Annotated in this window: 19 protein-coding genes and 1 tRNA gene; 13 read left to right on the top strand and 7 right to left on the bottom strand. The window is 69.3% G+C overall.

The annotated features are described in order from the left end of the window. Window positions 1-33: 33 nt before the first annotated feature. From F3H10_RS08615 to F3H10_RS08600, 4 genes are read left to right on the top strand one after another with little or no spacing between them, the layout of a single operon-like run. Complete coding sequence (locus tag F3H10_RS08615; protein ID WP_149784371.1) at window positions 34-849, top strand: hypothetical protein; 816 nt, start codon at window positions 34-36, stop codon at window positions 847-849. Window positions 850-853: 4 nt separating this feature from the next. After that, window positions 854-2,422: a nitrous oxide reductase family maturation protein NosD gene (nosD, locus tag F3H10_RS08610; protein ID WP_149784370.1), complete on the top strand. Its 1,569-nt coding sequence runs from the start codon at window positions 854-856 to the stop codon at window positions 2,420-2,422. A gap of 2 nt (window positions 2,423-2,424) precedes the next feature. Continuing rightward, complete coding sequence (locus F3H10_RS08605) at window positions 2,425-3,162, top strand: ABC transporter ATP-binding protein (RefSeq protein WP_149784369.1); 738 nt, start codon at window positions 2,425-2,427, stop codon at window positions 3,160-3,162. Then, window positions 3,155-4,111 carry an ABC transporter permease gene (locus tag F3H10_RS08600; protein WP_149784368.1) on the top strand — a complete coding sequence of 319 codons (957 nt, stop codon included), beginning with the start codon at window positions 3,155-3,157 and terminating at the stop codon, window positions 4,109-4,111. The genes F3H10_RS08605 and F3H10_RS08600 overlap by 8 nt, the downstream gene beginning before the upstream one ends. A 63-nt stretch (window positions 4,112-4,174) precedes the next feature. On the opposite strand, the gene F3H10_RS08595 is transcribed toward F3H10_RS08600, so the two are convergent. Both F3H10_RS08595 and F3H10_RS08590 read right to left on the bottom strand, forming a co-directional pair. Continuing rightward, a complete protein-coding gene (locus tag F3H10_RS08595) occupies window positions 4,175-5,317 on the bottom strand; it encodes a pyridoxal phosphate-dependent aminotransferase (RefSeq protein ID WP_149784367.1) in 1,143 nt (380 codons plus the stop codon). Continuing rightward, the gene (locus F3H10_RS08590; RefSeq protein ID WP_149784366.1) at window positions 5,314-5,802 is read right to left on the bottom strand and encodes an Lrp/AsnC family transcriptional regulator; all 489 of its coding nucleotides are present in this window, start codon (window positions 5,800-5,802) and stop codon (window positions 5,314-5,316) included. The genes F3H10_RS08595 and F3H10_RS08590 overlap by 4 nt, the downstream gene beginning before the upstream one ends. Before the next feature lie 248 nt (window positions 5,803-6,050). Here F3H10_RS08590 and F3H10_RS08585 point away from each other — a divergent pair, with 248 nt between their 5' ends. From F3H10_RS08585 to F3H10_RS08565, 5 genes are all read left to right on the top strand, one after another. Then, on the top strand, window positions 6,051-6,641 hold the full coding sequence (locus F3H10_RS08585; RefSeq protein WP_149784365.1) for a hypothetical protein: 591 nt from the start codon (window positions 6,051-6,053) through the stop codon (window positions 6,639-6,641). Then, a complete protein-coding gene (locus F3H10_RS08580) occupies window positions 6,638-7,276 on the top strand; it encodes a hypothetical protein (RefSeq protein WP_149784364.1) in 639 nt (212 codons plus the stop codon). Before F3H10_RS08585 ends, F3H10_RS08580 begins: the two co-directional genes overlap by 4 nt. 68 nt (window positions 7,277-7,344) lie before the next feature. After that, window positions 7,345-8,142: an SDR family oxidoreductase gene (locus F3H10_RS08575; protein WP_149784363.1), complete on the top strand. Its 798-nt coding sequence runs from the start codon at window positions 7,345-7,347 to the stop codon at window positions 8,140-8,142. Window positions 8,143-8,384: 242 nt separating this feature from the next. Further along, window positions 8,385-9,668 (top strand): MFS transporter, encoded by a 1,284-nt coding sequence (locus F3H10_RS08570; protein WP_149784362.1) that lies wholly within the window; start codon window positions 8,385-8,387, stop codon window positions 9,666-9,668. 114 nt (window positions 9,669-9,782) lie between these two features. After that, window positions 9,783-10,991: an MFS transporter gene (locus tag F3H10_RS08565; protein WP_223174275.1), complete on the top strand. Its 1,209-nt coding sequence runs from the start codon at window positions 9,783-9,785 to the stop codon at window positions 10,989-10,991. Window positions 10,992-11,707: 716 nt separating this feature from the next. On the opposite strand, the gene F3H10_RS08560 is transcribed toward F3H10_RS08565, so the two are convergent. After that, entirely contained in the window at window positions 11,708-12,469 is a 762-nt protein-coding gene (locus F3H10_RS08560; protein WP_149784361.1) for a class I SAM-dependent methyltransferase, read from the bottom strand. A gap of 202 nt (window positions 12,470-12,671) precedes the next feature. Between F3H10_RS08560 and F3H10_RS08555 the strand changes: the two genes are divergently transcribed. The 3 genes from F3H10_RS08555 (at window position 12,672) to F3H10_RS16340 (ending at window position 13,822) form a co-directional block, all read left to right on the top strand. After that, window positions 12,672-13,127, top strand: a complete 456-nt coding sequence (locus F3H10_RS08555) for a metal-dependent transcriptional regulator (RefSeq protein ID WP_394349707.1) — start codon at window positions 12,672-12,674, stop codon at window positions 13,125-13,127. 96 nt (window positions 13,128-13,223) lie between these two features. Next, window positions 13,224-13,403, top strand: a complete 180-nt coding sequence (locus tag F3H10_RS08550; RefSeq protein ID WP_149784360.1) for a hypothetical protein — start codon at window positions 13,224-13,226, stop codon at window positions 13,401-13,403. Between the two features lie 164 nt (window positions 13,404-13,567). Next, on the top strand, window positions 13,568-13,822 hold the full coding sequence (locus tag F3H10_RS16340) for an amphi-Trp domain-containing protein (RefSeq protein ID WP_223174283.1): 255 nt from the start codon (window positions 13,568-13,570) through the stop codon (window positions 13,820-13,822). 17 nt (window positions 13,823-13,839) lie between these two features. On the opposite strand, the gene dpsA is transcribed toward F3H10_RS16340, so the two are convergent. The 3 genes from dpsA to F3H10_RS08530 all read right to left on the bottom strand — a co-directional run bounded on the left by dpsA (window position 13,840) and on the right by F3H10_RS08530 (window position 15,367). Next, complete coding sequence (dpsA, locus tag F3H10_RS08540) at window positions 13,840-14,385, bottom strand: DNA starvation/stationary phase protection protein DpsA (protein ID WP_149784358.1); 546 nt, start codon at window positions 14,383-14,385, stop codon at window positions 13,840-13,842. 548 nt (window positions 14,386-14,933) lie between these two features. Continuing rightward, window positions 14,934-15,006 (bottom strand) — tRNA-Arg (locus F3H10_RS08535). 49 nt (window positions 15,007-15,055) lie between these two features. Further along, window positions 15,056-15,367 (bottom strand): Sec-independent protein translocase subunit TatA/TatB, encoded by a 312-nt coding sequence (locus F3H10_RS08530; RefSeq protein WP_149784357.1) that lies wholly within the window; start codon window positions 15,365-15,367, stop codon window positions 15,056-15,058. A 118-nt stretch (window positions 15,368-15,485) separates the two neighbouring features. Between F3H10_RS08530 and F3H10_RS08525 the strand changes: the two genes are divergently transcribed. Next, the gene (locus F3H10_RS08525; RefSeq protein WP_149784356.1) at window positions 15,486-15,968 is read left to right on the top strand and encodes a redoxin domain-containing protein; all 483 of its coding nucleotides are present in this window, start codon (window positions 15,486-15,488) and stop codon (window positions 15,966-15,968) included. A 52-nt stretch (window positions 15,969-16,020) separates the two neighbouring features. Here the strand turns inward: F3H10_RS08525 and F3H10_RS08520 are convergent, their stop codons facing one another. Beyond that, entirely contained in the window at window positions 16,021-18,060 is a 2,040-nt protein-coding gene (locus F3H10_RS08520; RefSeq protein WP_149784355.1) for an AMP-binding protein, read from the bottom strand. Window positions 18,061-18,078 lie beyond the last annotated feature (18 nt).

Here is an 18,078-nt window from a genome sequence, read left to right as displayed (position 1 = left end):
CCGCCACCCGCCACCCATCCCCCCATCCACACCATGACAGCCCCATTCGACCGACTCACGGAGCTCAGACGGGCCCTGCCAGTGACGGCGGCGGCGATGTTCGTCGTCGCGCTGACGGTGCCCGTCTGGCGGATCGCCTTCGAAGCGCCCCAGTACCCCGACGGGTTGCTCGTCACGCTGTACGCGTACCCGCGGCTCGGCGGCGACTTCGCGGAGGTACAGGCGCTCAACCACTACGTCGGGTTCTACTACCCCGACCCGGTGTTCGTCGACCCGAACTACGCGGTCCACCCGGACGCGATCGCCGCCCCCGAGTGGATCCTGGGGCCGGTGGTGTTCCTCGCGGTGGCGGCCGCGGGGGTGTTCGTCGCGGTCGCGCCGACGGAGCGAAAGCTCCGGCTCGGCCTGCTCGGCCAACTGATCGGGGCCACGGTCGCGTTCGTCGGCACGTTCACGATCGTCCAGTACCGCCTCCATCAGGCGGGTCACGCCCTCGGCGAGGACGCGCCGATCGTCGGCGTCGCGGAGTTCACCCCGCCGCTTCTGGGTGGTTACCGGATCGCCAACATCAGCGGCGTGGCGTGGTTCGGCCCCGGCGGCTACCTCGCCGGAGCGGGGTTCCTGCTGCTCGTGGTCGCGTTCCTGTTGCGCGACTCGCGGGTCACGATCCCCGAGGCCCTCGGCGCGCTCCGGGAGCGGCTCGGGGGTCGCGACGCCGACGAGTCGGATCGGGATCCGGCCGCGGCGGAGTCGGAGCGGGACCCGGCCGCGGCCGATTCGGAGGGGGACCCGACCGTGGCGGAGTCGGATCGAGGGCCGACCGCCGAGGACCCGCGGACGGAGGTGTGACCCGATGAGCCGTCTCCCGTCTCCCGGCGCGCTCGTTCCGGCACGTGCGGTGTTCCTCGCGGCCGCGATCGTCCTCGCGGCCGTCCTCGGCGGGGCCGTCGCCGCCGTCGAGGGCGGGACGGAGGCGGGAGCCGGAACCGGCAGCGGCGTCGACGGGAGCGGCTCGATCGACGCGGTGAACGCCACCGGCGACGCCGTCGTCGACGTCTCCGACTACGACCCCGACCGACCGACTGAACCCGGCGTCGCCAGGGTCGTGAGCGACGGGGACGCCACGGCCGGGAACGCGTCGGCGGATGACGGCGCTGCCGGGGGCGACCCCGAGACCTACGACGACCTCTCCGCCGCCGTCGACGCCGCGGAGCCGGGCGACGTCGTCGAGGTGTCGGGCGTCCTCGAGCCCGCGGAGACCGTCGTCGTCGACGCGCGGAACGTGACGGTCCGCGGCGGGGGAGCCGAGGCCGCGATGATCGACGGCGGCGACGACACCGTCGTCTCGGTCCGCGCCCCGAACGTCACGGTCGAGGGGATCCGGATCCACGACTCCGGCGAGGACCTCGAGTCGGAGGACGCGGGCGTCTTCCTCGGTGAGGACGCCGACGGGACGACGCTTGCCGACCTCTACCTCTCCGACGTCGCCTTCGGGGTCTGGGTGAACGGCGCGGACCGCGTCACCGTGCGGGACTCCCGGATCGAGGGGACGGAGGATCCGCGCTTCGTCGACCGCGGCAACGGGATCAACCTCTGGGAGACGGCGGGCTCCGAGATCCGGAACAACGAGATTACCGGCGTCCGCGACGGGATCTACTTCTCGTGGGCGTCGAACGTCGAAACCACGGGGAACACGCTGTGGGACCTGCGGTACGGCGTCCACTACATGTACTCCGACGACAACTACCTCGCCGACAACGTCGCCGCCGGCAACGACGTGGGCTACGCGCTGATGGTGAGCGAGGGCGTCGAGGTCGTGAACAACACCGCGGTCGCGAACCGCGGGAAGAGCGGCCACGGGGTCCTGTTCAAGGAGATCGAGGACAGCGTCGTCCGCGGGAACGACCTCGTCGCCAACGACCGCGGGCTCTTCCTCTATAACGCCCAGCGCAACGAGGTCCGCGGGAACCTCGTCTACGCGAACGGGGTCGGCGTCCACCACAGCGCCGACACCCAGGGAACCGCGGTCGTCGGCAACGACTTCGTCGGCAACGGGGAGCAGGTGCTGACGACGACCCGCGAGCTGCTGGCGTGGAACGGGACGGCCCGCGGCAACCACTGGTCGGACGCCCGCGTGGCCGACAGCGACGGCGACGGCGTCGGCGAGGCCAGACACCGGCCGGCCGGCGCGGCCGAGCGGCTGGTCCAGGAGCACCCGACCGCCGCCGTCTTCGCGAACGGCCCGGCCTTCGACGCGATCCGGCTGGTCGAGAGCCGGTTCCCCGTCGTCGAGACCGCGGGCGTGGTCGACCACCGCCCGCTCGCGAGCCCGAGCCACGACCTCGAGCCGTATCGCCCGTACGCCGCGGCCGTCGACCCGGCCGTGGAGTACGACGACGACCCCGGAGACCAACACCACTGACCATGCGAATCGACATCACCGACGTCCACAGACGGTACGGCGACCTCGAGGCCCTCGCCGGGGTCGACTTCACGGTCGAGCCCGGCGACGCGTACGGCCTCGTCGGCACCAACGGCGCGGGCAAGTCCACCCTGTTCCGGCTGATCGCCGGCCACGAGCGCCCCGACGCGGGACGCGTCGAGGTCGGCGGCCGCGACGCCGCGGCGGCCGGCTGGCGGGTCCGCGAGGAGATCGGCTTCCTCCCGGAGGACCCCGGCTTCCCGCCCGGCGAGACGGGCCGCGAGACGCTCGCGTTCCACGCGGACGTCCGCGGGATCGGATCCGGCCCCGACGACGTGGCGGCGCGGATCGACGGCGCAGCCGGGACGGTCGGGCTCGCGGACGCGATCGACCGACCCATCGGGGGATACTCGAAGGGGATGCGCCGGCGGCTCGGGCTGGCGGCCGCCCTGTTGGCGAACCCCTCGGTGCTGCTCCTCGACGAGCCGACCGCGGGACTCGACCCGAACGGCGTGGCGGCGCTCAGGGAGGTCCTGACCCGCGTCCGCGACGAGACGAACGCCACGGTCCTGCTGGCGTCGCACGCGCTCCGGGAGGTCGAGCGCGTCTGTGACCGCGTCGGCGTCGTCGACGGCGGCCGGCTCCTCGCGGAGGGGACGCCGGACGAGCTCGCCGACGGCCACGAGGACGGGCTCGAGGGCGCGTTCGTCTCGCTCACCGGGGGTGGTCGTGATGCCTGAGTCCGACGGGTCGAGCGCGGCGGACGACGAGCCGGAAACGGGAGAGGGCGTTCCCGACGGTGGCGTCGCCGTCGACGACACGCGGACGGCCGCGGACGGAGCGTCCGCGACCGCGTCCCCCCTCGACCGCCTCGTCGGCGGGCTCCCACGACCGGGGATCGTCGTCCGTCTCGCGCGGCGGGAGGCCCGGCTCACTGTCCGGCGCGGCTGGGCCCTCGGGCTGACGGTCCTGCTCGCCGTCTTCGCCGTCCTGCTGGCGACGTTCAGCGGATCGAGCGTCGCGCCGACCGGGTACGACCCCGTGATCGCGAGCTACGTCGAGCTGGCGACGTACCTCGTGCCGCTCGCCGCGTTGGCGTTCGGCCACGGCGCGATCGTCGGCGCGGCCGAGCGCGGGCGGCTCGGGGTACTCCTGACATTACCCGTCTCCCGGGCGGAGACGGCGCTCGGGATCCTCGTCGGGCGGGCGGCCGTCCTCGCGAGCGCCGTCGTCCTCGGGTTCGGCGTCCCCGGGCTGCTCCTGTTGCGCGAGTTCGGGCTGGCGGGGTGGCCGACGTTCGCGGGGTTCCTGCTCGCGACGGTCGCCGTCGCGGTCGCGCTCCTCGGGATCGGGGTGGCGATATCCGCGCTCGCGTCCACCTCGACGTTCGCGCTGGCGGGGGCACTCCTCGTCTGGGTGTGGACCGCGCTCGTCCACGACCTGCTCGCGTTGGGCGTGCTCTCGGCGTTCGAGGGGGCCGGGGACCTCGTCGCCGCCATGATCGTCTCGAACCCGGTCGCGACGTACCGTCTGCTCGCGCTCGCGCCCACGGACGCGGCGAGTGCCGGCCTCGCGGCCGCGCTCGACGGAAGCGGCCTCTCGGCGGGGCTCCTCGTCGTCGCGCTCGCCGCGTGGGTCGCGCTCGCCGGCGTCGTCTCCGCGGTCGCGCTCCGGCGAAAGCGGGTCTGAGCCGGGGTCCAGAGGCGTCTCCGAGCGTCTCCCTCTCAGTTCCGCTCTCTCAGTCTCATCCTCTCAGTCCCGTTCCTCGAGGAACCGCGCGATCCGGTCCGTGGCCTCCTTCAGTTCGCGCATCGAGGTCGCATACGAGACGCGGAGGTGTCCCTCGCCGCCCGCGCCGAAGACGGAGCCGGGCACGACCGCGACGCCCTCCGCCTCCAGCAGCTCCTCGGCGAACGCCTCGTCGTCGCCGCCGCACTCCGGGAACGCGTAGAAGGCCCCGCCGGGCTCGAACGTGTCGAGTCCCATCGCGTTGAACCGGGAGACGACGAGCCGGCGGCGGCGGTTGTACTCCTCGACCATCTCGCGGACCTCGTCGTCGCAGCTCCGGAGCGCCTCCAGGGCGGCTATCTGCGCGGTCGTCGGCGCTGAGAGCATGGTGTACTGGTGGATCCGGTTCATCGCGTCGATCGCGTCTGCCGGGCCGAGCGCGTACCCCAGCCGGAGCCCCGTCATCGCGTACGCCTTCGAGAAGCCGTTGACGACGACGGTGCGCTCGCGCATCCCCGGCTGGGTGGCGATCGAGGCGTGGTCGGCCCCGTAGGTGAGCGCCGAGTAGATCTCGTCGGCGACGACCCGGAGGTCGTGCTCGCGACAGAACGCCGCCACCTCGGCCAACTGGGCGTCGGTCATCGTCGCCCCGGTGGGGTTGTTCGGGTAACAGAGGACGAGCAGGTCGGTCTCGCCCGCGCCGGCGGCCTCCAGGCACTCGGGGGTGAGCGCGAAGTCGTCCGCGGCGCGCGTCGGGACCGACAGCGGCTCGCCGCCGGCGAGTTCGACGCCCGGCGCGTACGAGATGTAGGAGGGCTCGTGGATCGCCACCGTGTCGCCGGGGTCGACGAGCGTCCGGAACGCCAGATCGACCGCCTCGCTCGCACCCGTGGTGACGAGGACCTCCTCGCCGGGGTCGTACGACTGGTCGTACCCCTCGTGGCGGGTCGCGATCGCCTCGCGGAGCTCGGCAGTTCCGCGGTTGGCGGTGTAGGAGGTCCGTCCCCGCTCGAGCCCGCCGATCGCGGCGTTTCTCGCGGCCCACGGCGCGGAGAAGTCGGGCTCGCCGACGCCGAGCGAGATGACGTCGTCGCGGGCCTCGGCCAGTTCGAAGAACTTCCGGATCCCGGACTCGGGGAGCTCGCGGGCGCGTTCGGCCGTCCTCATGGCGAGACGGACAGCCGGTCGTCGTCGTCGCCGTCGGCGAAGCGGACCCCGCCGTCCTTGTACGTCTCCATGATGTAGTGGGTGACCGTCTGGGTGACCTCCGGCATCGGCGCGACCTGCTCGGAGATGAACCGCGAGACGTCGTCCATCGACCCGCCGAGCACCTCGACGGCGAAGTCGTAGTCGCCGGAGACGAGGTGGAGGGCGTCGACCGCGGGGAACTTGGCGATCCGGTCGGCGACCTGCTCGTAGCCGGTCTCGCGGTCGAGTTCCACGTTGATCTCGACGAGCGCGCGGATCTTCCCGTCCTCCGTACGGTCCCAGTCGACGACGGCCTGGTAGCCGTGGACCACGCCGTCGGCCTCCAGCGACGCGATGGCCGCCTCCACCGCGTCCGCGTCGAGGCCCGTCTGGGCCGCGATGTCCTCGATGTCCTCGCGAGCGTTCCGCGCCAACACGTCGAGTACCTCGCGCTCGGCTTCCATACCGACACGTGAGGGGGTGAGGGTTTGAATATGGCGACGCGTGCAAGCGTCCCCGCGAAGACGGGCCACGCCGATGGTGCTCTCCGGAGACAGTGGTATACCCCTTCGGAGCGAAGGCCACACATGTATCGGCGACACACTCCGCTCCTGACCGGCGGCCGGCAGCGGGCCGAGGAACCGTGACGGGGCGAGTATTCGGAGGTCCGCACGCCCGGCGACGACCGAGTGTCGTCTGACGACGTCCGATCATGGCTCTCACACACTCGCTCGCTCGAAACGTGACGACGAACGCGACGCTCGGATGGGTCTTCGTCGGGGTCGTGACCCTGATCGCCGCCGTTAGCCTCCTCATGGCGCCGCTGATCGGGGGGTTGCTCGCACTGATCGCTGCCGGCGTCCTCGTGGTTCCGGCGGTGTGGCGGCGGGACTGGCGGGTGATGCTCCCGTGGCCGCTCGGGTCGGTCGTCGCCGTCGGCGTGACCGCGCGGACGTTCGGCGTCGCTCCGGAGATCTCCGGATACGTCGCCATCTCGTCCGTCGCGCTCGCGGTCGTCGTCGAGCTCGACTCGTTCACCGGCGTGGAGATGAGTCGCCGCTTCGCGGTGGGGTTCGCCGTTATGACGACGATCGCCTTCCAGTCGTGGTGGACGATCGCCACCTACTATTCGGACCAGTTGGTCGGCACCTCGTTCATCCGCTCACAGGCTGAACTCCAGTGGGACCTCGTCGCCGTCATGGCCGTCAGCCTCGTCATGGGTCAGCTCTTCATGTGGTACTTCGACCGTATCGAACACGTCGGTTCGCGTCACCGACCGGTCGTCCCGGAGGAGAGATCATGACCGTCTCCGAGGCCGTCGGCCTCTCGGACCGGAAACAGCGCCTATTGACCCGGCTGCTACAGTTCGTGTTGGTGGGTCTCTGTCTCGCCGGGCTCGTCACGCTACGCCTCGGGATGGCGGTCGGCGGCGCGTTCAGTCTGGGGATCACGCTGATCCCGGCCGCGATCCGCCGGGAGTACGAGTACACGATGAGTCCCGCGCTGGTCCTGTGGATCACCATCGCGGTCTGTCTCCACAGCGTCGGATCGCTCGGGCCGTACACGTGGTTCTCCTGGTTCGACAGCCTGACGCACACGGTCTCAGCGATCGTCGTCGCCGGGCTGGGATACGCGACCTTCCACGGGTTCGAGCAGCACTCGGAGGAACTCCACGTCCCGGCCAGCTTCCGACCCATGTTCATCGTCGTGTTCGTCCTCGCCGTCTCCGTCGTCTGGGAACTCCTCGAGTTCGCGTCCGGACAGGCATCACAGGTACTCGGTATCAACGCGCCGCTGGTCGTCTACGGTGTCGACGACATCGTCACGGACATGGTGTTCAACACGGTCGGCGGGCTGATCGTGGCCGTCGGTGGCTCCGGGTACTTCGTCCCGCTTTCGGGGTTCGTCCGGCGTCGGTTCGGCTCCCGAAACTCCTGAACCCACGGGGGAGGGCTTCCACACACCCGACCGTTATGTCCTCGCCGCCCGACGGGGGACCCACATCCATGACGACCGACGACACATCGACGCCCGACGTTACGACGTTCGACGGAACGGGACTCGAGGGGACGACGCTCGACGACGCCACGGCCCTGATCACGGGCGCGAGCTCCGGGATCGGCGAGGCGACCGCCCACGCGCTCGCCGCCCGCGGCGCGGACCTCGCGCTGTTGGCGCGGCGACGGGAGCGGCTCGAAGCCATCGCCGAGACGGTCGAAAGGGAGTACGGCGTCGAAGCGATCGCCGTCGACGGCGACCTTCGCGAGCCGGGGACGTCGACGGCGGCGGTCGAGACGACCGTCGATCGCCTCGGCGGGATCGACGTCGTCGTCGCCAACGCGGGACTGGCCCGCGGGAGCGACGTGGAGACCATGACCGACGAGGAGTACTTCGCGATGCAGGAGACCAACGTCGACGGGACGTTCTTCCTCACCCGCGAGGCCCTCCCGCACCTGCGGGAGGCCGCGGGGACCCTCGTCGTCGTCGGGAGCTTCGCCGGGAAGTTCCCACGCCCGTTCAACCCGGTCTACGCCGCGAGCAAGTGGTGGGTTCGGGGGTTCGCCCACAGCGTCGCCGCGCAGGTCGGCGACGACGACGTGGCGGTCTCCGTGATCAACCCCTCGGAGGTCCGCACCGAGTTCGGCAGCGAGGAGGGCGAGCCGTTCGAGGAGCGGTTCGAGCCCGGCAGCGTCACCGAGCCCGAGGAGGTCGCCGAGGCGGTCGCGTTCGCGGCGACGCGCCCCGGATCGACCGCACAGGAGGTCGACCTGTTCCGGCGCGACAAGTTCGCCGACACCTTCTGATCCGGCGGAGAGCAGATCAGGCGGCGTCGAGATAGCGGATCAGGCGACGTCGGGATCGATCCGCGCGCCGCACTCGGGACAGACGGCGTCGGAACGCGAGACGGCGAGGTCACACTCCGGACAGAACCGGCGGTCACAGGCTGGGTCTCCCATGCCCGACCCGAGGCGGCCCGACGACAAAAATCCCGGCGCGTCCCGCCGCGAACCGTAACCCCTTTTGAACCCGTGATCGGCGTAGAGGTGTGAGCAACGCCGACAACCGGTCGCAGTTCTGGGCGCTCTACCTCACGCGGTTCGCGGAAGGGTTCGGGTTCATCACGCTCCTGACGCTGCTGCCGACGTACATCAACACGCTCGACCCGCAGGCGACGACGGTTCTCGGGGTGACCGTCTCGGCGGGGTTCGTCATCGGGATGTACACCACCGGGTTCACGCTGGCCCAGACCGTGGCCGTGGTGCCGCTCGCGTGGGCGGGCGACCGGTTCGACAAGCGGCGGGTCCTCCTCGTTGTCCTCGCGATCGGCGCGGCGGTCTACGCGCTGTTCCCGATCGTCGACTCCTCCGGGTCGTTCGTCCTGATCCGCGCGCTTCAGGGGGTCGCGGTCACCGGCGCGTCGCTGATGACGCTCTCGATCGTCGGCCAGATCGCCGACGTGGGCACCCGTGCCGACAAGATCGGCAAGGCAAACGCGGCCTCGTTCGCGGCCTCGATCGTCGGATCGCTGTCGGCCGGCGCGATCTACGACGCCGTCGGCTTCGGCCCCATCTTCACCGTGATCACCGTACTCATGGTCCTCGCGTGGGTGATCGTCTGGGGCGTCCTCGACCACGACCCGACGCGGACCGAAGGGTTTCCGTTCACCGACCTCGCGTTCAACCGGAAGATCGTCTCGATCACGGCGTTCCGCGCGCAGTACGCCTTCGCCGTGACGATGGTCCGGACGTGGGTGCCGATCTACGCCGGGACCGAGATGGCCTCGGGCGGACTCGCCGTCGGCGCGACCGCGGTCGCGGTCACCGTCACGATCGAGAAGGCGACGAACATGGTCGGACAGCTCTTCACCGGCCGGCTCTCGGACGGGTACGGCCGATCGCTTTTCGTCTTCGCCGGCGGCGGCGCGTACGGGCTGGTCGCGATCTGTATCCCCTTCGCCCCCGCTCTCGGGACCGCTCTCGGGACCGACGTGACGCTTCCGTTCCTCGGCGAATTACCGCCGGCGTACCTCCCGCTGGTCGCGTTCTCGGGACTGCTCGGCGTCGCCGACTCCTTCCGCGAGCCCGCGAGCATGGCGCTCTTCGCGGACGAGGGGACCGACGAGGGCGGCGTCGCCTCCAGCTTCGGCATCCGCGAGCTCGTCTGGCGGCCCGGATCCGTCGCGGGGCCGCTCATCGCCGGGTGGCTGATGGTCGAAGTGAGCATGGCCTCCGTGTTCCACGTCGGCGGCGCGTTCGCGCTCACCGGCGTCCTCGCGTTCCTCGCGATGCTGGCCCGCGACCACGGCCGGGCCGCGTTGACGACCTGGTGAGGACGTGGCGATGGTGAGGACGCGCCGGCGTGGAGGGCGTTCGCGAGACGCCGACCACCGGCGAACCTTTCAGGGAGTGGAACGTTCAAGCCTCGAACCGTCGTGTATCGGGTCGTGGGATCCCTCGCACGCTACGCCTCCGTCCCGAGGCAGGTGATCGCCGACCTCCAAGGTGACGGCCGCGGCAGGGCGCTCTCGGCGGTCGCGTTCGGCTGGTTCCTCTCGATCAGCACCCGGATGATCTACCCGGCGCTCCTCCCGTCGATCCGGTCGACGTACGGGCTCACGCTCACGGCCGCGGGCCTGCTTTTGACCGTGTTGTGGATCGCCTACGGCGTCGGACAGCTCCCGGGCGGGATGCTCGCCGACTGGGCGGGCGAGCGGCGGCTGCTCGTCGCGAGCTCGCTTCTCGCGGCCGCGATGCTCGCGCTCGTCGTGACCGCCGAGTCGCCGCCGCTGTTGTTCGTCGGGACCGCGCTCTTCGGGCTCGGGACGGCGACGTACGGCGTCTCCAGGTTCACCGTCCTCAAGGACATCTATCCGGACCGGCTCGGCACGGCGACCGGGGTGACGATGGCCGCGGGCGACGTGGGCAACGCGGTGATGCCGCCGGCGGCGGGCGTGCTCGCGGGCGCGATCGCCTGGCAGTACGGCTTCGGGTTCGTGATCCCGCTCTTCGTCGTCGCGGCGGTCGCGCTGTGGCTCACGGTCCCGCCCAGTCCCTCGGGGACCGCGTCGCTCCGCGAGGCGTTCTCGGTGGGCGACCTCGCGCCGCTGTTCCGGCGGCCGGTCGTCCGTCACTCGATCGTCCTGCTCGTCCTGTGGGCGACGGTCGTCCAGGCGTTCATCGGCTTCTATCCGACGTACCTGATCGACGTGAAGGGGTTCTCCTCGGCGACCGCGACCGTCCTGTTCGGGTTCTTCTTCGCGCTCGGGAGCCTGATCAAGCCGGTCGCTGGACGGGCGTACGACCGCGTCGGCGTTCGGTACCCGCTGGCGGTCATGATGGGGATAACCGCGCTGACGCTCGCCGCGCTCCCGCTCGCGAGCGGGCTCCCGTCGTTCGTCGCGCTCACGGTGCTCGCGAGCGCCATCCTCGGCTACGAAACCGTCGTCATTTCCAACCTGACCGACCGGCTTCCGGACGGCTCGCGGGGGACGAAACTGGGCGCGCTGCGCACGGTCTACATCATGGTCGGCGCGTTGAGCCCCGTGGCCTTCGGCGCGGTCGCCGACCGCGGCTACTTCGACGAGGGGTTCATCGGGATCGCGGCGGTGAGCGCCGTCGTCGTGGCGTTCGTCCTCGCGTACGTCGACTATTAAGCGGTTGGAGGGTAGCGGCTGGAGAGTTCGGCTCCTTGAGATCCCCTCCGGACACGTTCTCGTCTGAAACGGCCGATATACGTCGAGAGCTAACAGTACGAATTCGTTTCCGACGCGAAGAACACATCCAAAGCCCCAGCCGCTCGGTTGTATGACGTAAGAAACGTACCTGCGGAGAACACCGTCAAAGCCCCAGCCACGAGGACTCGCGCGGCTCGTTGTGCTCCTCGTCGCTCACTTTGTTCGCTCCTGCGGTGCTTGCTTCGCCGGACTTCGTCCTCGTGGCAGCGAGGCGCTCCGCGCCTCTGGCAGCCGGCGGCTCCGCCGCCGGCGACTGCCCCTTTGTGTCCCACCCCGCCCCGCACAGCCCCGCACCTCACGCCTCCCCAGCCTCGCTGCTCACTTCGTTCGCAGCGTCCCTCGCGGGCTCCTCGCGCCCGTTCGGGCGCTCGGAGGCGCGCCACCGCACTACAAGAGGTCGTTGCTTCGTCTGTATTGAACAATGGGGATCGAGCATCCGCGAGCGAAGTGAGCGGTTCACCGACGGAGCCGTCGAAGACGGCGGAGTCGGCTTTTTCCCTCCAGGGTTTTCGAGGAGCGGTTCCCGAAGCGAACGCAGTGAGCGCCGGGAATCCGACGAGAAAAAGGTGGTGTGTCGACCACCGGCGGGCGGTGTACGTCTCCCACTGGAGGTTTCAACGGAGCCGGCTCGACTACTACCGCTTCGAGAGCGCCGCCCGGTAGTGATACCCGTCGTCGCCGCGGGCGACGTCGACGACCTCCCAGCCGGTTCCGACGGCAGCCTCCCGGAGTCGGTCGGGACTGAACAGCCGGAGTTGGAGGACCGGGTCGCGCTCGCCCTCGTACTCGAAGAACATCACCCGGTGGGCGAGCCCGGGCGTCGGGTCCTCCCGGTACCCGATCACCTCGCTCGTGGCGGGGTGGTCCGGGTCGTAGCAATCGACCACGGCGGTCCCGTCCGGCCGAGTCACGAACGCGAGGTCGTCGAGGAACGCCGAGAGCCCCCGCATCGACCCGACGAGCCCGAGGTGGGTCCCGTTCAACAGCGCGGAGCCGAACCGGTCGCGCTCGAATCCCTCCCTGAGTTCGAACATGCTTCCCTCGCGAGCGTCCGCGACGCCGCGCTCACGCATCGTCTCCACGAGCGCCGGGCTCGGCTCGATCGCGACGGTCTCGAACCGGTCCTGGAAGTACAGCGCGTGTCGGCCGGTTCCGGCACCCACGTCGAGCAGCGGACCCTGGAGGTGGGAGCCGAGCCACCCGTTCGTCCCCACCTCGGGGTCGAACGGCGTGAAGTAGAAGGAGTCGATGGGGTGCTCTACGGTCTCCGCGCCGTCCGAGTGGAGGAGGGGTTCGGTTCGATCGCCACGGTGGTGATCGCGGATCGCCCGACCGAAGGCGTCGGGAGCGGTGGGAGGGTCGGCGTCCGGACCCGAACCGGATTCGGCGTCGCTCATACCGGGTGCCACGACACGACCCGGGAAAAATCCCCGTTGAGGGTCGGTACCGCGGTGCGGGGTGACCGCTCCGATCGCTTCCGCCACTGGCTCCGGTTTCGGCCGACCTAAAAACCGGAACCGTTTTGTGTGTTTAGGTTGGCCTAAATCGTGTGTCGAGGGATTCGATACCGCTCGATTCGATGTCGCTCGAAGTCGACGCATGCGGTCCGATCCCGCGCTCGCGAGGGGGCGAGCACCCGTGACGCGGGCCGCGCAGTACCTCCTCGCGTTGTACATCGCGGAACACCGATCGGCCCCGCCGGTGGCCTCGGGGCGGGTCGCGGAGGTGGTCGACCGCTCCCCGGCCGCGGCGACGGAGATGCTCCAGCGGCTCGAGGCCGACGGTCTCGTCGAGCTCGAACCGTACCACGGGGCGACCCTGACCGCCGCGGGTCGCGAGCGCGCGGCCGCTCTCCACGAGACGTACGTCGCGCTCTCGTGGTTCTTCCGCGACGTCCTCGATCTCGACGCACACGAGCGCGAGGCGATGGAGATGGCCGGGCTGCTGAGCTCGGACGTCGCGGATCGGCTCGTTGACCACCTCGTCGACCGCGAGACCCGGAGCGACGGGAACGCTTCCCCGGACGTGCCGACCCCCTTGCCGTCACGGGAGTGAATCGACGGTCCGAGACGTGCGAGTCACGCGTCTCGCCCGCGCGCTCGTCGTCCTCGACCGGACCCTTTTTGTTTTAGGCATGCCTAAACGGACTCGATGCCCACAGGAGCTCAGTCCCGCAGCGAGCCCCGTCACGGTTCCGACCGAGAACCCGAATCGGCCCGGAAGCCGGACGTGACGATCTGTGAGGGTCGTCCCGGCCGATCGGTGTTCATCGAATCCGGCAACACGGACGGGTGGATCGCCGTGGATCACCCCGTCGACGTGAACCGATGACCGGACTCGACGACGCTCCCGAGGCCGACGACGCCCCCGGAGCCGAGGGCGAGAGCGAACCGGGCCACGAGAGCGAACCGGGCCATGAGAGCGAACCGGACGGTGAGAGCGAACCGGACGGTGAGCCAGATCCATCGACGTCGACGACGTCGGGTCCGACGCTCATCCGGTCGGGCCGGAACTTCGAGCGCGAGTACCGGCTCGACGCGAGCGATGCGGGGACGTTTCTGGTCGAGTTGGGCGAGAAGCTCAGGGACGGCGACGATCTCCAGCTCGCGACCGACGAGTGGGAGCTACCGTTCGCGTTCGGCGAGCCGGTCGAACTCGAGATCGACTTCGAAGGGACCGGAGAGCCGAGTTTGGAGATAGAAGTGGAGCTTCCCGGCCGAACCGACGACACCGCACCTGACGTTCGGTGAGAGCTCGGGGACTCGCGTCAGTTCGTCGCTGACTCGACGACGAGGCTGTCGTCCTCGAGGTAGTGTTCGATGTGGTGGGCGTGTTCCTCGATGGTCTCGAGCTGCTCACGGAGCATCTCGCCGGTGGCGTAGTCGCCGAGCCCCTCCGCGAGTTCGACGTGCTGCCGATAGCTCTCGATGATGTCGCCCATCATCTCCAGATCGTTCGCGAGCGAGGTGCGCACGTCGTAGACGTCCTCGTCCTCCGGTTCGACGGTGGCGTTCTCGGCGAGCGTCGTCATGCTGGCGTGCGGAACGCCGCCGAGCGCCTGGAGCCGTTCGGCCACCTCGTCGGCGGCCGCCTCGACGTCCTCGTACACCTCCTGGAGGAACACGTGGACGTCGAGGAACTCCGCACCCTCGACGTTCCAGTGGTGTTTGTGGAGCTGGTGATAGAGGACGTACGCGTCCGCGAGGTCCGAGTTCAACGCCTCGATTATCTGTTCGGCCTTCTCGGTCTCGAGCCTGAGGGCGTTCTCCTCAACGGTGCCGGCGCGCTGTCGCGTCTCCTTTTGCGTACTCATGTCGTTTCCACCTACGGCCCGTACTTACTTATATCTTATCAACATGTAAACACTTTTCGTACGACCTAAAACTCCGAATCCATCGAGTTCGACCCGCCGAGATCGGTTACTCCTCCGGAGTTGTCCCTTCTGGAACGTTTCTCCGTCCCTCCTCTCGATTCCGTTCGAGCCGTCGTGTGATCGGACGGTTCACCACGCGTTTCTCGAACTATTCGACTGCGAATCGACCGAGGCAGTCGGCGTGCTCGTATGACGGGCGTTTCGAGAGTGATCGGTTGATGAGAACGCGATCGTTGCTGGCGCGGTGAACACGTCCAAAGTCCAAGCCGTTCGGCTGCACGAAGTGTAATAGAAGACTGCGGAGTACGCTTCAAAGCCCCAGCCGCGATTCCCGCTCGCTGTGCTCGCGGTCGCTCGCAGATAGCGGGCACACGGCGGGATCCACGCGAACAGGGAGGGACCTCCGGTCCCTCCGGCAGCCGGCGCGAAGCGCCGGCGACGAAGCGAGCGTGGGTCAGTCGCGCCCGTGACTGGACGTAGTGAGGAAACGGGCGCGACGGGATTCGAACCCGCGATCGAGGGGTTAGGAACCCCTCGCCCTATCCGCTAGGCCACGCGCCCGAGATGGGGAAAGAGGGGGTATAGAAGCGAGAGCGTTTCGGATCGTCGGTTACGTGCTCGGTTCCTTCTCGGTCTCGAGGTCGTCGTCGTCGTCGGTCGCCGGCTCCGTCGTGCTCTCTGCCGGCTCCGTCGTGGTCTCCGCCGGCTCCGTCATCTCCGTGTCGATGTCGCCCTCCTGCATCTTCTGTAGTTCCTCCTCGACCTCCTCGCGGCCCTTCTTGAACTCGCCCATCGCCTGTCCCGTCGACCGCGCGAGCTTCGGGATCTTGTTCGCGCCGAACAGAAGGACCAACACGAGCAGGATTATGAGGAGCTCCGGGCCCGCCGGAATGCCGCCGATCAGTGGAATCGCGGTTACCATCTCTACCCGGTCGTAACCCTGTAGCGATTATAGTCTTTTTGCCTTCGGGGGGTCCCTACGGCCGCATCGGGGCCGCGTCGATCGTCCGCTATATACGCGCTCGCACCCATGCGCGGGTATGGTCGACGTAGGCGACGACGCGCCAGACTTCGCCGCTTCGCTCGTGACCGACGACATCGAACCGTTCCGGCTCGCCGACCGGGTCGGCGACGGCCCGATCGTGCTCGCGTTCTTCCCGGCCGCGTTCTCGAGCACCTGTACCGACGAGATGCGGACGATCCGCGACGAGTTCGACCGGTTCCCGGAGGCGTGTACCGTCCTCGGCGTCAGCACGGACCTCCCGCACGCGCTCGCCGCCTACCGCGAGGAGTACGACCTCCCCTTCGGGCTCGTCGCGGACCCCGACCACCGCGCGATCGAGGCGTACGACGCGATCGCGGACTTCGACCACTACGGCGTCGACACCGTCGCCCGCCGGTCGGTGTTCGTGATCGACGCCGACGGAACCGTCGCGTACCGCTGGCTGGCCGACGAACACGGCCAGGAACCCGATTACGCCGCGGTCGCCGACGCCGCGTCCGAGGTCGTCGTGCCGAACTGACCGGTCGACGCGATCGAACCGGACGACTCGACCGGCTTCGGTCAGCGACTCTTCAGTCGGGGTCCCGGAGCCCCTCGAGCGCCTCGGGGTTCTCCATCGACGAGAGGTCCCCGGGGTCCTCACCGCGGTAGACGGCCCCGATGGCCCGCCGGATGACCTTCCCGGACTGCGTCTTCGGGAAGGCGTCGACGAAGAGCACCTCCCGCGGGCGGAAGGGTTTGCCGTGTTCCGCGCCGACGAGCGCCGTGAGTTCCTCGCGAAGGGCCTCCGTCGGCTCGACGCCGGGCTCCAGGACGACGTACGCGACGACGGCGGTCCCGGTCGTCTCGTCCGGCACGCCGACGGCTGCCGCCTGGTTGACCGCGTCGTGGTCGATCAACACGCCCTCGATCTCCGCCGGACCGACCTTCCGGCCGGCGACGTTGAGCGCGTCGTCGGCGCGGCCGTGGAGGAACCAGAAGCCGTCCGCGTCCCGCTGGGCGAAGTCGCCGTGGTTCCACAGCCCCTCGAACGTCGACCAGTACTCCTCGAGGTAGCGCTCGTCGCCCGACCAGAGGCTCTTCGTCATCGAGGGACACGAGTCGCGCGCGACGAGGTAGCCGCGCTCGCCGGCGTCCTTGACGGATTCCCCGCTCTCGTCGACGATGTCGACGTCCATCCCCAGTCCGGGACCGCCGAGGGTACACGGCTTCAGCGGCTGGTTCGGCATCGGCATCAGGAAGCAGCCGCAGATCTCCGTCCCGCCCGAGATGTTGACGATCGGGCACTCGCCGCCGCCGACTTCCTCGTAGAACCACGTCCACGACTCGGGGTCCCACGGCTCGCCGGTGGAGCCTAAGATCCGGAGACTCGAGAGGTCGTGGTCCTCGACCCACTCGTCCCCGTGTTTCCGAAGCGCCCGGATCGCCGTCGGCGAGACGCCGAAGGTGGTGATCCCGTGTCGGTCGATCAGTTCCCAGAAGCGGTCGGGTTCGGGATGGTCGGGCGCGCCCTCGTACATGAACACCGTCCCGCCGAAGGCGTGATTGCCGATCAGCGTCCACGGACCCATCATCCAGCCGATGTCCGAGACCCAGAAGAACCGGTCCGCGGGCTTCCGATCGAAGCCGAAGTGGATCTCCTTGGCACACTGGAGCAACACGCCCGCGTGGGTGTGGACGATCCCCTTCGGGGTCCCCGTCGTTCCCGAGGAGTAGAGCAGCATCGATTCCGCGTTCGAGGGGAGCCGTTTCGTCTCGTACTCCGGCGACCGTGACCCCACGGCGTCCTCCCAGGTCGCGTCGCGGTCGGCGTTCCAGGGGACCGGATCGGCGTCGCCGTCGGTCGGATCCGACCCACCGTCCATGCTTTCGGGCGTCGCGCCGAGCCGGTCGTAGACCACCGTGTGTTCGACGGCGTCGGTCGATTCGATCGCGGCGTCGGCGTCGGCTTTCAGCCGAACCTCGCTCCCGCGTCGGTAGAACCCGTCGCCGGTGAAGAACACCGCGGGCTCGGCGTCGTCGATCCGGGTCGCGGTCGCCTCCCTTCCGAACCCCGAGAAGATCGGGACGGCGATCGCGCCGACCTTCAGACAGCCGTAGAGGATCGAGACGACCTCCGGGACCATCGGCATGTACAGCCCGACCGTGTCGCCCGTTTCGATCCCGACGGACTCGAGGTAGTTCGCGACGCGGTTGCTCTGCCGGTGGAGCTCGTGGAAGGTGACCTCGCGGACGTCGCCCGGCTCACCCTCCCAGATCAGGGCGACGCGGTTCCGGTTCGGCGAATCGACGGCGGCGTGCCGGTCGACCACGTTGTGGGCGACGTTTATCTCGCCGCCGGGGTACCACTCCGTGAACTGCGGGCCGTTCGTGTCATCGCGTATCGCGTCGTAGTCGGCGTAGAAGTCGATGTCGAGGTACTCGACGACCTCGTCCCAGAACCAGTCGACGCCCGACTCGGGCTCGCCCTCGACGTCGGACGTGGTGCGCGCGATCAGCTCCTCGTAGTCGTCGATCCCGTACTCCCACATGAACGCGGCGACGTTCGTCGACGCCGCGAACTCGGGGTCGGGCTCGTGGACCACCTCGGACGTCGCCTCGTACTCGTCCATCTCGACCGACCGTTTCCG

The sequence above is a fragment of the Halorubrum aquaticum genome, assembly GCF_900113615.1.
Taxonomy (GTDB): domain Archaea; phylum Halobacteriota; class Halobacteria; order Halobacteriales; family Haloferacaceae; genus Halorubrum; species Halorubrum aquaticum.
The sequence above is the reverse complement of the archived record's forward strand: the minus strand, read 5'-3'. Positions and strand labels throughout refer to the sequence as shown.